The sequence below is a fragment of the Micromonospora sp. CNZ297 genome (assembly GCF_007827625.1).
The window spans coordinates 429,097-441,748 of record NZ_VISU01000004.1 but is presented as its reverse complement, the minus strand read 5'-3'; the positions used below and the strand labels follow the sequence as shown (position 1 = coordinate 441,748).

Annotated in this window: 14 protein-coding genes and 1 tRNA gene; 7 read left to right on the top strand and 8 right to left on the bottom strand. The window is 73.9% G+C overall.

Features of this window, described 5'->3' with window-relative positions:
* Nucleotides 1–147: 147 nt before the first annotated feature.
* From FB454_RS10930 to bcp, 3 genes are all read right to left on the bottom strand, one after another.
* Nucleotides 148–675 carry a GNAT family N-acetyltransferase gene (locus FB454_RS10930; RefSeq protein ID WP_145753341.1) on the bottom strand — a complete coding sequence of 176 codons (528 nt, stop codon included), beginning with the start codon at nucleotides 673–675 and terminating at the stop codon, nucleotides 148–150.
* A 64-nt stretch (nucleotides 676–739) separates the two neighbouring features.
* A tRNA-Leu gene (locus FB454_RS10925) sits at nucleotides 740–825 on the bottom strand.
* 77 nt (nucleotides 826–902) lie between these two features.
* Nucleotides 903–1,373 (bottom strand): thioredoxin-dependent thiol peroxidase, encoded by a 471-nt coding sequence (bcp, locus tag FB454_RS10920; protein WP_030270235.1) that lies wholly within the window; start codon nucleotides 1,371–1,373, stop codon nucleotides 903–905.
* A gap of 123 nt (nucleotides 1,374–1,496) precedes the next feature.
* On the opposite strand from bcp, the gene FB454_RS10915 reads away from it, so the two are divergent.
* Genes FB454_RS10915 through FB454_RS10900 form a run of 4 tightly spaced genes read left to right on the top strand, consistent with a single transcriptional unit; the run spans nucleotide 1,497 to nucleotide 4,172 of the window.
* Nucleotides 1,497–2,216 carry an energy-coupling factor ABC transporter permease gene (locus FB454_RS10915; RefSeq protein ID WP_030270233.1) on the top strand — a complete coding sequence of 240 codons (720 nt, stop codon included), beginning with the start codon at nucleotides 1,497–1,499 and terminating at the stop codon, nucleotides 2,214–2,216.
* Nucleotides 2,213–2,641, top strand: coding sequence for a PDGLE domain-containing protein (locus FB454_RS10910; protein ID WP_145753337.1), 429 nt, complete (start codon nucleotides 2,213–2,215; stop codon nucleotides 2,639–2,641). Before FB454_RS10915 ends, FB454_RS10910 begins: the two co-directional genes overlap by 4 nt.
* Before the next feature lie 2 nt (nucleotides 2,642–2,643).
* Nucleotides 2,644–3,414 carry a cobalt ECF transporter T component CbiQ gene (gene cbiQ / locus FB454_RS10905; protein WP_145753333.1) on the top strand — a complete coding sequence of 257 codons (771 nt, stop codon included), beginning with the start codon at nucleotides 2,644–2,646 and terminating at the stop codon, nucleotides 3,412–3,414.
* Nucleotides 3,411–4,172: an energy-coupling factor ABC transporter ATP-binding protein gene (locus FB454_RS10900; protein ID WP_145753329.1), complete on the top strand. Its 762-nt coding sequence runs from the start codon at nucleotides 3,411–3,413 to the stop codon at nucleotides 4,170–4,172. Before cbiQ ends, FB454_RS10900 begins: the two co-directional genes overlap by 4 nt.
* Before the next feature lie 486 nt (nucleotides 4,173–4,658).
* Here the strand turns inward: FB454_RS10900 and FB454_RS10895 are convergent, their stop codons facing one another.
* From FB454_RS10895 to FB454_RS10880, 4 genes are read right to left on the bottom strand one after another with little or no spacing between them, the layout of a single operon-like run.
* Entirely contained in the window at nucleotides 4,659–5,747 is a 1,089-nt protein-coding gene (locus FB454_RS10895) for a hypothetical protein (protein ID WP_145822887.1), read from the bottom strand.
* The gene (locus tag FB454_RS10890; protein WP_145822886.1) at nucleotides 5,744–6,460 is read right to left on the bottom strand and encodes a thioredoxin domain-containing protein; all 717 of its coding nucleotides are present in this window, start codon (nucleotides 6,458–6,460) and stop codon (nucleotides 5,744–5,746) included. The genes FB454_RS10895 and FB454_RS10890 overlap by 4 nt, the downstream gene beginning before the upstream one ends.
* Nucleotides 6,453–6,977 carry a MauE/DoxX family redox-associated membrane protein gene (locus FB454_RS10885; protein ID WP_145822885.1) on the bottom strand — a complete coding sequence of 175 codons (525 nt, stop codon included), beginning with the start codon at nucleotides 6,975–6,977 and terminating at the stop codon, nucleotides 6,453–6,455. The genes FB454_RS10890 and FB454_RS10885 overlap by 8 nt, the downstream gene beginning before the upstream one ends.
* A 30-nt stretch (nucleotides 6,978–7,007) precedes the next feature.
* Nucleotides 7,008–7,595, bottom strand: coding sequence for a sigma-70 family RNA polymerase sigma factor (locus FB454_RS10880; protein ID WP_013284395.1), 588 nt, complete (start codon nucleotides 7,593–7,595; stop codon nucleotides 7,008–7,010).
* Between the two features lie 222 nt (nucleotides 7,596–7,817).
* Between FB454_RS10880 and FB454_RS10875 the strand changes: the two genes are divergently transcribed.
* The 3 genes from FB454_RS10875 to FB454_RS10865 all read left to right on the top strand — a co-directional run bounded on the left by FB454_RS10875 (nucleotide 7,818) and on the right by FB454_RS10865 (nucleotide 11,222).
* Nucleotides 7,818–9,485 (top strand): copper resistance CopC/CopD family protein, encoded by a 1,668-nt coding sequence (locus FB454_RS10875; protein ID WP_123111773.1) that lies wholly within the window; start codon nucleotides 7,818–7,820, stop codon nucleotides 9,483–9,485.
* Between the two features lie 16 nt (nucleotides 9,486–9,501).
* On the top strand, nucleotides 9,502–10,233 hold the full coding sequence (locus tag FB454_RS10870; protein WP_030270213.1) for a YcnI family copper-binding membrane protein: 732 nt from the start codon (nucleotides 9,502–9,504) through the stop codon (nucleotides 10,231–10,233).
* A gap of 140 nt (nucleotides 10,234–10,373) precedes the next feature.
* Nucleotides 10,374–11,222 carry a hypothetical protein gene (locus FB454_RS10865; RefSeq protein WP_145822884.1) on the top strand — a complete coding sequence of 283 codons (849 nt, stop codon included), beginning with the start codon at nucleotides 10,374–10,376 and terminating at the stop codon, nucleotides 11,220–11,222.
* A 102-nt stretch (nucleotides 11,223–11,324) separates the two neighbouring features.
* On the opposite strand, the gene FB454_RS10860 is transcribed toward FB454_RS10865, so the two are convergent.
* On the bottom strand, nucleotides 11,325–12,620 hold the full coding sequence (locus FB454_RS10860) for a glycosyltransferase 87 family protein (RefSeq protein ID WP_145822883.1): 1,296 nt from the start codon (nucleotides 12,618–12,620) through the stop codon (nucleotides 11,325–11,327).
* Between the last annotated feature and the right edge of the window lie 32 nt (nucleotides 12,621–12,652).

Genomic DNA, 12,652 nt, shown 5'->3' with positions numbered 1-12,652 from the left:
AAATCACCCGCTGCCTCAAGCGCTACATCGCCCGACAGCTCTACCGCACCATCACCACCCACCACCAAACCCCTTGACAACCCCACTCACAGATCGACGGGGCAGGGCAGGGCAGGGCAGGGCAGGGCGGGGCGGGGCGGGGAAGGGTCAGGGGGCGGTGGGGAGGTCGAGCCACATGAGGATCTCGTCACGGGCGTCGGTGGGGGACAGGCGCAGCGCGGCGGGGAGGCGGCCGATCTCGCGGTAGCCGAGGCGCTTGTAGAAGCCGTCCAGGCCCAGGCCGTCGCGGACCGTCACGTGCAGCGCCGCCAGGCCGAGCCCTCGGGCGATCCGTTCGGCCTCGCGCATCAGCGCCGCGCCGTGGCCGCGTCCCTGCGTGTCCGGGTGTAGCATGACGCGCTTGAGCACCCGCCAGTGCGTCTTGAGGTGGAACCGGTTGTCGGCGATGACCAGCACCGCGACCAGCTTCTCGCCCTCGTAGCCGGCGAGCAGCCGGTCCGGCCCGTCCGCCACCTCGTCGAGCGTCGAGGTGGCGAGCGGGCGTACCTCGTCCGCGGTCACCGGGGCGACGAAGCCGACGGCGCCGCCGGCGTTCGTCACGTCCACCCAGAGCGCGATGATCTGTTCGCGCAGCTCGGGGGTGAGGTCGGGGTCGAGTACGAAACGCAGGTCCACGACGCCATCCTGCGCGTGGCGACGCGGCCCGGACCCGCGTTCGTGATGCGGGTGACACCGCTGATGGTGCGGGAGGGGGGTTTCGAACCCCCACGTCCTCTCGGACACAGGCTCCTAAGGCCTGCGCGTCTGCCGTTCCGCCACTCCCGCCGACCCGCTGAGTTTAGAGTGTCGCGCCGGAGCCGTGTGTACTCCGGGCCGCGACCGGGGCGTGCCGCGCGACGACCTCAGTCGAGGCCGAGGTCGCGGCGCAGCTTGGCGACGTGGCCGGTGGCCCGCACGTTGTAGAACGCCTGCTCGATCTTGCCGTCCTCGTCCACCACGAACGTCGAGCGGATCACGCCGGTGACTGTGCGGCCGTACATCTGCTTCTCGCCGAACGCGCCGTACGCGGTCAGCACCGCCTTGTCCTCGTCGGAGACCAGCGGGAACGTGATGGCGTCCCGGTCGCGGAACTTGGCGAGTTTCGCGGGCTTGTCCGGCGAGATGCCCACCACCTCGTAGCCGGCGGCCTGGAGGGAGGCGAGCGAGTCCCGGAAGTCACACGCCTGCTTCGTGCAGCCGGGCGTCATGGCGGCCGGGTACGCGTACAGGATGACCTTGCGGCCGCGCAGGCCGGACAGGGACAGCGTGCCGCCGTCGTCGGTGGGGAGGGTGAAGTCGGGGGCGGGGTCGCCGGGCTTGAGGCGGTCGGTCATGGCGGTGACGATACCGCCGGGCCGGTACGGTCGGCGGACGGCGACGCGCGGGCGTGGTGACGGCCATCATGAGGTTGTTGCCAGATATTGGCAACAGTGCCTTCCTGGAAATACGCTGAGCGCGTGGACACCCTGGCGATGCACATCTCCAACGGGATCATCAACGGTCCGGTCGCCGCGATCTTCGCGGCTCTCGCCCTCGCCGCGCTCGCGTTCTGCGTGCTGCGGGGCCGCGCCGACCTCGACGACCGGCTGGCCCCGATGGCCGGGCTGGTGGCGGCGTTCATCTTCGCCGTGCAGATGCTCAACTTCCCGATCTTCACCGCCGGGGTCAGCGGTCACCTGCTCGGCGGCGCGCTGGCCGCGCTGCTCGTCGGCCCGTGGGTCGGCGCGCTCTGCGTCGCCGTGGTGCTCATCGTGCAGGCGCTGGTCTTCGGTGACGGCGGGGTGGCGATGCTCGGCCTCAACATCACCAACATGGCGCTGCTCGGCACCGCCGCCGCGTACCTGCTGATCGCGCTCCTGCTGCGCGTACTGCCGCGTACCCCGGCCGGGCTGGCGGTCACCGCGTTCGTGTCCGCGCTGGTCAGCGTGGTGGTCGCGTCCCAGGGCTTCGTCCTCCAGTACTGGCTGGGCGGCACCACCGACCTCGGCGGCAACCTCACCGGCCTGGCGGGCACCATGGCCTTCGCCCACCTGCTCATCGGCATCGGCGAGGGCCTGATCACCGCGACCACGGTGGTCACCGTCGCGAAGGTCCGGCCCGACCTGGTGTACGCGCTGCGCGCCCTCAAGCCGGCCACGCCGGCTCCCGCCGTCCCGGTCGCCGGAGGTGCCCGATGAGCAAGCGTCACTGGCCGTTCCTGCTCGGCGGCCTGCTGGTGGCTCTGCTGCTGGCCGGCGTGGTCAGCAACTACGCCTCCTCGCACCCGGACGGCCTCGACTCGTCGCTGCTCAAGGGCTGCACTGTGAACGCCGACGACGAGATCACCGGCGGCAGCTGCCCGGCCCAGCAGGCCAAGGACCACGAGCTGGCGGACAGCCCGCTGGCCGACTACGGCGTACGCGGGATCGGCAACGACTTCCTGTCCACCGGCCTGTCCGGCGTCCTCGGTGTGCTGCTCACCTTCGCGCTCGGCGGCGGCCTGTTCTGGCTGGCCCGCCGCCGCGGCCCCGCCACGCCCGCCGGCCCCGCCGGGCCTGACACGACCACTGCGAGCGCCGACCCGGCGGACGACGCAGCGACCCCGTCCACCGGCACCCGCTGACCATGGGCGCCGGGCACGCGCACGTCCTCTACCGCGAGTCCGGCTCGCCGGTGCACCGCCTCCCGCCGGAGGTGAAGATCGCCGCGATGGTGCTGTTCACAGTCGCGGTGGTGGCGACGCCCCGGGAGGCGTACTGGGCCTTCGGCGGCTTCGCGCTCCTGGTCGCCGTGGTGGCCGCGCTGGCCCGGGTCGGCCCGCGCTGGCTGCTCAGCCGGGCGCTGATCGAGCTGCCGTTCGTGCTGTTCGCGTTCGCCCTGCCGTTCCTCGGGGCGGGGGAACGGGTCGAGGTGGCAGGGCTCGCCCTGTCCGTGGACGGGCTGCACGGCGCGTTCAACATCCTGGCGAAGGGCACGCTCGGCGTACTCGCGTCGCTCCTCCTGGCGGCGACCACGACGACGCGTGACCTGCTGCTCGGCCTGGACCGGCTGCGGTGCCCGCAGATCCTCACCCAGATCGCCACGTTCATGCTGCGCTACCTGGAGGTGCTCGTCGGCGAGGCCCGCCGGATGCGGGTGGCGCGGGTGTCGCGCGGCGACGACCCGCGGTTCCTGTGGCAGTTGCGCGGCTTCGCGGCCGGCGTCGGCGCGCTGTTCCTGCGCGCGTTCGAGCGCGGCGAGCGGGTCTACCTGGCGATGCTCTCCCGTGGCTACACCGGCCGGATGCCGGCGGTGTGGCAGGGGGCCGGCGCGGCCACCGCCGGCCAGTGGGCGGCCGCCGCGACGGTGCCGGCGATCGCGGCCACCATCGCCGCCGTCGCGCTCGTCCTGCAATGATCGGGTACGTGCAGCAGCCGCCCTCCCTCGACGTCAACGGCGTCCGGTACGCGTACCCGGACGGTCACGTCGCCCTGCACGGCGTGGACCTGACCGTGCCGCGCGGCGATCGGGTGGCGCTGCTCGGGCCCAACGGCGCCGGCAAGACCACGCTCGTGCTGCACCTCAACGGCATCCTCACCCCGACCGAGGGCACGGTGACCGTCGGCGGCCTGACGGTCAGCCGGGACCGGGAGACGCTGGCCGAGGTACGCCGCCGCGTCGGCATCGTCTTCCAGGACCCGGACGACCAGCTGTTCCTGCCCACAGTCGCCGAGGACGTGGCGTTCGGCCCGGCCAACCTGGGCCTGCGCGGCGCGGAGCTGGCCGCCCGGGTCGACGAGGCGCTCACCGCGGTCGGCATGAGCGAGCATCGGGACCGCGCGCCGCACCACCTGTCGTTCGGGCAGCGGCGCCGGGTGGCGGTGGCGACGGTGCTGGCGATGCGCCCGGAGATCCTGGTGCTGGACGAGCCGTCGTCGAACCTCGACCCGGCCGCCCGGCGGGAACTGGCGGAGATCCTGCGCGCCCTGCCGGTGACGCTGCTCATGGTCACCCACGACCTGCCGTACGCGGCCGAGCTGTGCCCCCGCTCGGTGATCCTGGACGGCGGCCGCATCGTCGCCGACGCTCCCACCGCGGACCTCCTGTCCGACGAGGCACTGCTGACCGCCCACCGCTTGGAGCTCCCCTACGGCTTCGCCCCCCGCCCAACCTGACCCGGCCCTCGTCCCTCTCGCCCTTCCCGCCCTCCTCCGCCGCGATCTTGCACTTTCCGTCCGCGTATTTCGGGGCAAAAGCCGCACGCGCGGGGCGGCAACTGCAAGATCACGCCGCCCAGGGGTGAGTGCGGCGGGAGTGGAACGTGATGGGTGTGTCGGGGGCGTTTTGACACCCGTGGTGTTCCACTCGGGCGTGCCCGGCGCTCGCAGCGCTCGGTGATCTTGCCGTTGCGGCCCCGGAGATGTCCTGAATGCCCTGGATGCCGGGGCGGAAGGTGCGAGATCGCGGTGTTTGGGGGTGGGTGGGCGGAGGTTCCTCGTTCGGCTGGCTGCTGTGGCGAGCGCCTCCCGTTACGCGAGATTGGTGGTCCGCGTGGTGGGAGCGGTGGAGATCTTGGTAGGAAAGGGCCCTTATAGGGGCCGTTTGGTACCAAGATCTCGCCGGGCCGGGCCGGGCCGGGGCGGGGCGGGGCGGGGCGGGGGTCAGGGCACGGGGGTTGGGTGGGGGGTGGGGCGGGCTGCTCTTGCGGCTGTGCGCAGGCGCAGCAGGCCCGCCGCCACCGCGCCGGCGCCTGTCGCCAGGCCGACCACCACGAGCACCCGGACCAGCACGGCCGGGCCGGCGGCCGGGGGGTTCGCGCGGGACAGTGCGGCCAGGTTCGTCGCCCCGGCGAACAGCGTGAGGCAGGCGCCGGCGAGCGCGAGCACGAAGTCGGCGGCCGGGCGGCGGGCCAGCGCGTACCCGCCCGCGGCGAGCGCGCCGAGCCCGGTGAGCAGCGTCCACACCTGGCCGGTGACCAGTTCGGCGAGCGTTCCGCCGACGCCGGGGGTGCCGGTGTCCAGCGCGCGGGCGACGGTGAGCGCCACCGTGGCGGCGCCGCCCAGGGCGAGCAGGGCGCCGACCGCGCGCAGCGCCCGCACCCCGGCGGCGGTGCCACCAGGCGCCAGCCCGGCCGCGCCGATCAGCAGGAAGCCCAGCGTGGCGGCCACCCACCAGGGGTACGGGTCGGGCGGCGGCACCCAGTCCAGCGTGCCGCGTACGGCTCCGGTGGTGTCACCGGCGCGCAGCGGCACCGCCCAGTCGCGTACCCGGTGCTCCCGGTCCGGGTCGGCGGCGACGGCGGCCGGCGGAGCCTCCTCCCGCCACAGCGTGCGCTGGTCGTGCCAGCGGGCGGTGGGGCCGTCGTCGATCCGCCGCCAGTCGGGCGCGGCGGCCGGGTTCGCCTCGGCCGGCAGCCGGGTCTCCCCGGCCAGCGTCCGGTTCAGGTACGAGGCGGGGGAGCGGGTGTTCTCGTACACGCCGCCCGGGCCGATGCGCAGGTACGGCTCACCGGAGTAGCCGAGCACTGTGACCTCGGCGCCGGTGTCGTTCGTCAGCTCCAGCCGCGCGCCGGCCTCCACCATGCGCGCGGTGAGCCCGGGGCGGTCCGGGTCGACGCCGCTGATCGTGGCGCGGTAGTCGGTGCCGTCGGGCGCGTCCGCGCCGTGCGCGGCGGCCGGCGCGGCGAGCGTGAGCAGTGCGGTGGCCGCGACCGCGAGCACCAGCGCGGCCCGGCGCAGGGGTGCGATCACTTGCCGGCCGCCTCCACCGCCGACTTGATCCCCTCGGGGCTGCGGTCCTGGAGGTCACTGCCGTTGACCTTGATGGTCGGGGTGCCGGTCACGCCGGACTTGCTCGCCTCGTCGGTGACGTGCTCGGTCCACGGCCGGTACGTGCCGTCGGAGACGCAGGAGGCGAACTCGTCGCGGTTCAGCCCGACGCCCGCGCCGATGTCGACGAGTTCGTCGTTGCTGAGCCCGGCGCCGCCCTCCGGCGGCTGCTTGGTGAACAGTTGGTCGGTGAACTCGCGGAACTTGCCGCCCTGCGCGGCGCAGCCGGAGGCGGCTGAGGAGCGGGTCGAGTATTCAGTGGTGGAGAAGCGGTTCAGGAACGCGACCGGGTGGAACACCAGCCTCGCCTTGCCCTCGCTGACGAGCTGGTTGAGCGTCTCGCCGCTGATCTGCTGGAACTGCTTGCAGGCCGGGCAGAGGTAGTCCTCGTACAGGTCGATGGTGACCGGCCCGGTGCCGAGCACGATGCCGGTGCCGGCGTCGTCGGCCCCGGGCGGGGCGGTGAACTCGTCGGACTTCTGGCTGGAGTAGACCGCCCAGCCGATGCCACCGGCGATGACGAGCACCAGCACCGCGGCGATCGAGGTCCAGAGCGTCCGCTTGCGCCGCTTCTCCCGGGCGATCTGCTCGCGTACGACCCGGGCCGCGTCCTTGCGCCCCTTGCGACTACTCATCGGTGTCCTCCACGGTGTCGTCGCCCGCCAGCCACCCGTCCACGGAGAACGGGGTGCGGGGCCAGATCAGCAGGAACCCGGCCAGTACCAGGAACCCGAGGTCCCGGAGGATCTCCGGGAGGTAGCTGGGCGTCTGGCCGGCGGCGAGCTGCCCGCCGCTGCCGAAACACCCGCAGTCGATGGCCAGGCCGCGGGCCCAGGCCGAGGCGATGCCGGCGATGAAGACCACGAGCAGTGCCGCTGACACGCCGGCGCTGATCCGGGTGGCGAGCCCGGCGAGCAGCAGGACGCCCAGGGCCAGCTCGACGAACGGCAGCGCCGCGCCGATCACGGTGGCCACGTCGTACGGCATCACCTGGTACGCGTTCACGGCCCGGCCCGAGGCGGCCAGGTCACCGACCTTGGTGCCGCCGGCGATCAGCCACACGGCTGCCAGTCCGAGGCGGGCCGCGACGCCGAGCCAGGGCCGCAGGGCCGGCCAGCGGCCGGCCCGGGAGAGGGAGGGGGTCACAGTCATTCGTCGTCCGAGCGCCACGAAAGGTTCCCGCTATCCGGCCAGTGTGTCGCCGACGGCGTCGACCAGTTCGTCGCGGGCGCGGGCGACCCGGGAGCGGATGGTGCCCACCGGCACCCCCTCCACGTCGGCGGCCTCGGCGTACGACAGGCCGAGCAGCTGGGTGAGCACGAACGCGGAGCGCCGCTCGGCTGGCAGCCGGCGGACCAGATCGGTGGCGCCGAGCTGGCCGGCCGGGTCCGGGTAGGGGCGGTCGGTGGCGGCCTGGGCGGCGAGCCGCGCGTCGAGCCGGCGGCGGCGCACGACTGTGCGCAGGTGGTCGGCGCAGGCCCGCCGGGCGATCCCGAGGAGCCAGGTACGCACGCTGGAGCGCCCCTCGAAGCCGGACAGCGCCCGGAACGCCCGCAGGTACGTCTCCTGGGTCAGGTCGTCCGCGCTGTCCGGGTCGACGAGCGCGGCGGCGAAGCGCCACACCTCGGCCTGGGTGGCCCGGACGAAGGCGGCCTGCGCGTCGCGGTTCCCGTCGCGGGCGGCCAGCGCCCAGCCGGTGGCCGCGTCCCGGGCAGCGTCGGGTGCCGACTCGGGGCGGTCGGCGGCGGTGTCGCGCGGGCCGGGGATCACGTCACCCGAGGTTACGCGGCGTACCTGGAGGGGACAGGGTCCTTCGACCCATTCCGTGGTCCCGCACACGCCGGGAACTTTTTCCGCCGGCCGTCCGACTACCCTCCCATGACCTCTGAGCAGGCCCGGCGTGGCGCGCGCCGCCGCACCGGGTGGGCGCTCGGTCACGCCTGCCGGAGACCGGCTCGCCGGACCCGCCCCGGTTCGGGAACCATTGCGGTCATGACTGCTGCCGTACGCCGCCCGTCCCGGGTCGTCGCCGCCCGCTCCGGGGCCGTCGCCGGGCTGCTGCTCCTGCTGGTCGCCCTGCTGCTCACACCGGCCACCCCGGCCGCCGCCCACGCGGTGCTGGTGAGCAGCAGCCCGGCCGCCTCCGCCGTGGTGCCCGAGGCGCCCGCGCAGGTGGTGATCACGTTCAGTGAGGGCGTCCGCAAGGTGCCCGGGAAGGTACGGGTGATCGCCCCCGACGGCTCGCGGGCCGACCGGGGCGAGCCGACGTTCCAGGGCGCCGAGGTCACCATCCCGGTGGACCCGTCCGGCGGGCGCGGCACCTACCTGGTCAGCTACCGGGTCATCTCGGCCGACAGCCACCCGGTCTCCGGCGCCTTCACCTACTCCGTCGGCGCGCCGTCGGAGCCGCCCACCGACAGCGGCTCGGACAACCGGGCGAACCCGGTCACCGAGAACGCGGTGAAGGTGGCGAAGTACGCCGGCTACACCGGCTTGCTGCTGCTCGTCGGCCCGGCGCTGGTGCTCGCCGCGCTCTGGCCGCGCCGGCTGTCCCGCCGGGGACCGGCACGGCTGGCCTGGACCGGGCTGGGCCTGCTGGCGGTGGCCACGGTGGCCGAGGTGTGGCTCCAGGTGCCGTACGTCAACGGCGGCGGCCTGTTCGACGTGACCGGGTCCGGCCTGGGTGACGTGCTGGGCAGCGCCTACGGCACCACGCACCTGGTCCGGCTGGGTCTGCTCGCCGCGGCGGCGTTCCTGCTCCGGCCGCTGTTCGCCGGTCCGATCGGCCGTACCGACGGGATCATCCTGGCGGTCCTCGGCGGCGCGGCGCTGTTCACCTGGCCGCTGGCCGGGCACGCGGCGGCCTCGCCCGCGCCCGCGGTGTCAGTGGTGGTGGACGCGGTCCACCTGGGCGGCATGGCCGTCTGGCTGGGCGGCCTGGTGATGCTCGCGGTGTTCCTGCTGCGCCGGGCCGACGAGCGCGAGCTGGACGCGATCCTGCCGATCTGGTCCCGCTGGGCCGCGCTCGCGGTGGCCGCGCTGCTGCTGGCCGGCACCGTGCAGGGTCTGATCGAGGTGGCCAGCCTGCAGGCGCTGTTCGACACCACGTACGGCCGGCTCCTGCTCGCCAAGATCGTGCTGTTCGCGCTGGTGATCGGCGTGGCCGCGTACTCCCGGGCGCTGGTGCGGCGGCGGGTCGCCGCCGGGCGGCCGGGCGCGATGCGGCGGGCCGTGGTGGCCGAGCTGGTGATCACGGCGGTGGTGCTGGGCGTGTCGGCGACGCTCGTGCAGACCACCCCGGCGCGGACCGCCGCCGCGAACGTCGCGGGCGCCGAGCAGGGCTACTTCTCCACCACGCTGAGCAGCCCGATCTACTCGCTGGAGGTCCAGCTGGACCCGGCCGAGACCGGCAACAACTCGATGCACCTGTACGCCTACACCAAGGACAGCCGCCCCCAGCCGGTGCAGGAGTGGAAGGTCACCGCCGCGCTGCCGTCGGCCGGGATCGAGCCGATCACCGTCCCGCTGCTGCCGCTGAGCGACAACCACGCCACCGGCGAGGTCAACCTGCCGGCCCGGGGCGACTGGCAGTTGCGCATCACCGTGCGCACGACCGACATCGACCAGGCCACGGTGACCGCCACCGTGCCGATCAAGTAACGGAAGGTCCCATCTGATGATCCGTCTCCGGCGCCCCGCGACGATCGCCGCGCTGACCCTCACCGCCGTCGCCACGGCTGTGCTCGGCCTGGCCGGTCCGGCCTCGGCGCACGTCACGATCAACCCGGCCGAGGGTACGCAGGGCGGCTACGGCCGGTTCGCGTTCCGGGTGCCGAACGAGAGCGACACGGCGTCGACAGTCAAGGTCGAGGTGAACCTGCCGGAGAACGCGCCGGTCGGCTCGGTCTCCACCATGCCGGTGGCGGGCTGGACGGTGGCGGTGGAGAAGCGCAAGGTCGACCCGCCGATCGAGGTGCACGGCAGCCAGCTCACCGAGGCGGTCTCCAAGCTGACCTTCACGGCCGCGCCGAACGGCGGCGTGAAGCCGGGCGAGTTCCAGGAGTTCCCGGTGTCGATGGGCCCGCTGCCGCAGGCCGACACGATGGTGTTCAAGGTGCTCCAGACGTACTCCGACGGCAACGTCTCCCGGTGGATCGAGGAGCCGACGCCGGGCGCGGAGGAGCCGGAGAACCCGGCGCCGGTGCTCAAGCTGGCCGCGGCGGCGCCCGCCTCGGCGGGCGCGAGTGCGCCGGCTGCCGCCGCGGCCGACGACGACGATGACGACGACGCAGGCTCCGGCGCGGCCGTCGCCCTCGGCGTGGCCGGCCTGGTCGCCGGACTGGGCGGCCTGGCCCTCGGCGGCCTGGCGTTCGCGCGTACCCGGCGGGAGCCCGCCGCGAAGTCCTGAACGTGAGCGACGCACCGGCCCGGCGGAACGATCCGCCGGGCCGGTCGCCGTCCCGGACGGGTGCCGCCGATATCCGGCGATCGGCCGACGCGCGTCGGTAAGGTCGGCCGGGTAGTTGGCTACCGAGAGGGACGACGCGAATGCGTTTCGTACGCACGATCGCCGGCATGGTGCTGCTGGCGTTGGGGATTCCGGCGCTGCTGGCGGGCGGAGGTCTCTGGCTCGCCGCCCGGCACGCCGGCCCGGACGGCGGCTTCGACGCCCGGTTCGAGCCGGTCCGCACGCCCGCCCGCGCGGTGCTGGTGACCGACGTGGACGCGTTGCTGCGCGCCGACCTGCCGCTGGCGCGCACCGGGCAGGCCCGGCTGCACCTGACCGCGCGGGACGACGACGGCCCGGTCTTCCTCGGCCTCGCCCCGACCGACCAGGTGCGAGGGTGGCTGGCCGACGTCCCACACAGCGCCGTGCGCCGCGTGGCGGTCACCCGGGGCCCGCTGCCGGTCGACCTGGACCCGGCCACCGCCGGCACCGGCGCCGCCGTGCCGATGACTCAGCCCTTCTGGGTACGCGAGGGCGTCGGCTCCCTGGAGTGGAGCCCGGCGGAGCTGTCCGGCCGGTCGCTGAGCCTGGTCGTCATGCGCGTGGACGGCGCGGACGGGCTCGACCTGCGGATGCGTGCCGAGTTGCGGGCCGGGTGGTTCCCCGGGCTGGCGTGGGCGCTGCTGGCCGGCGGGACGCTGCTGGTAATCCTCGCCGTGGTGGTGCTGCTGCGCCCGCTGCGGCCGCGTGAGGTGGTCTTCGTGGTCGAGCCGGACCAGGTGCCGGTGCTGGCCGGGCGTCTCGGCGTCACCTCGCTGAGCGGGCTGGGCCGCCAGCCGGGCCCGGCGTCGCGACCCGAGCGGCACCTGGTGGCAGTGGGCTCCGGGCCCGGTGGGCGGACCCGCGCGGCGATCGCGCCGCCCAGCCGGTGCCCCGACGGCCGGGACTGACGACGAGAACCCGAACGGCCCTCCGCGCTGCCGACGCGGAGGGCCGTTCTTCACCGGGGGATCGGTGCTACCTGGGAGAAAACTGAGGTAGTTGATACCAGATTAGCGCTGATCGCCATTTGTTGCGAGGTGTGTCCGTTCAGTCCGGGTCATCGGTTTCTCGTCCGCGTGCCGACGGATCGGCAGCGCCGCGAGCACCAGCAGGCTCAGCAGGACGTACATGTTGCGGACCACGAAGTCGACCGGGTCGTCCGTGTGCACGATGGCGGTGCCCCAGTCCTGGAACGTCACCAACCCGTACACGATCGGCAGGCCGACGACGGCGGCCAGCGCGAAGAGGCCGCCGCGACGGCGGGCCCCGGCGGGCGTCGCCGGATCGGCGTCCAGTGCCGCGTCGACGAGCACCACCACCGCGGGAATGAACCAGTACAGGTGGTGGATCCAGGTGATCGGGCTGACCAGCCCGCCCACCAGCCCGGTCAGGGTGAGACCCACCAGCGCGTCCCCCGCCCGGGCCGCGCGCGCCGCCCGCCACAGGCCGAACGCGGCCACCGCCAGCGCGAGCAGCAGCCACAGCAGCCGGTCCGGCTCGGCCGGCGCAGTCAGGCGGCTGAGCAGCCCGAACAGCGACTGGTTGCCGGTGTAGTCGGGGCGGCCCACCCGGTCGGTCACCCACAGCTCGTGAGTCCAGAAGCGCCACGAGTCGCCCGGCGCGACCGCCGCCGCCAGCAGCGTGGCCACCGCCGCTGTCACCGCCGCCACGGCCGCCGCCCGCCACTTCCGGGCGGCGAGCAGGTAGAGCACGAAGATGCCGGGAAAGAGCTTGAGCGCCGCCGCCAGTCCCACGCCCACGCCGGCCCAGCGCCGGCCCTGCGGTACGGCGAACAGCAGGTCGCCGAGGATCAGCACCACGAGCAGCATGTTGATCTGCCCGAGCGTGATCGTCTCCCGGGTGCTCTCCGCCGCCAGCACCAGCAGCACGGCGACGGTGAGGCCGAACCCCCGCGGCAGGTCGTGCCGCCGCAGCACCGGCAGTACCAGCCAGCGCGTGGTCACCACCACCGCGGCCACTGTCAGCACCGCGAAGGCCGCGATGGCCACCCCGAGCCGCAGATACCCGAACGGCGCCAGGAGCAGCGCCGCGAACGGCGGATAGGTGAAGTAGAGCGCCCCCTGCACCCGGTCCGGCTGGACGTAGTCGTAGAGCGGGTGCCCGGCCGCCCACCAGTCCATCGCCGACATGTAGATCTTCTGGTCGTAGTAGTCGTGCCGCAGGTTGCGCAGGTAGGGCGCCGGCATGATCGCGATCAGCGCCAGCACCACGACCACCCGGCGGGCCGTACGCCCGCCCGCGTCGTCACGGGGGACGGCGGGTGGGGCGACGGGTTCGGCTGGCACGCAGGAAACCCTAGCGGTCCACCTCGGCCGCC

Excerpts from the sequence above, each read along its gene's own strand:
- bcp (WP_030270235.1), bottom strand. The coding sequence starts at position 1,373 with ATGACCGACCGCCTCAAGCCCGGCGACCCCGCCCCCGACTTCACCCTC.
- FB454_RS10910 (WP_145753337.1), top strand. The coding sequence starts at position 2,213 with ATGAGCAAGCGTCACTGGCCGTTCCTGCTCGGCGGCCTGCTGGTGGCT.
- cbiQ (WP_145753333.1), top strand. The coding sequence starts at position 2,644 with ATGGGCGCCGGGCACGCGCACGTCCTCTACCGCGAGTCCGGCTCGCCG.
- FB454_RS10900 (WP_145753329.1), top strand. The coding sequence starts at position 3,411 with ATGATCGGGTACGTGCAGCAGCCGCCCTCCCTCGACGTCAACGGCGTC.
- FB454_RS10890 (WP_145822886.1), bottom strand. The coding sequence starts at position 6,460 with ATGAGTAGTCGCAAGGGGCGCAAGGACGCGGCCCGGGTCGTACGCGAG.
- FB454_RS10885 (WP_145822885.1), bottom strand. The coding sequence starts at position 6,977 with ATGACTGTGACCCCCTCCCTCTCCCGGGCCGGCCGCTGGCCGGCCCTG.
- FB454_RS10875 (WP_123111773.1), top strand. The coding sequence starts at position 7,818 with ATGACTGCTGCCGTACGCCGCCCGTCCCGGGTCGTCGCCGCCCGCTCC.
- FB454_RS10870 (WP_030270213.1), top strand. The coding sequence starts at position 9,502 with ATGATCCGTCTCCGGCGCCCCGCGACGATCGCCGCGCTGACCCTCACC.
- FB454_RS10865 (WP_145822884.1), top strand. The coding sequence starts at position 10,374 with ATGCGTTTCGTACGCACGATCGCCGGCATGGTGCTGCTGGCGTTGGGG.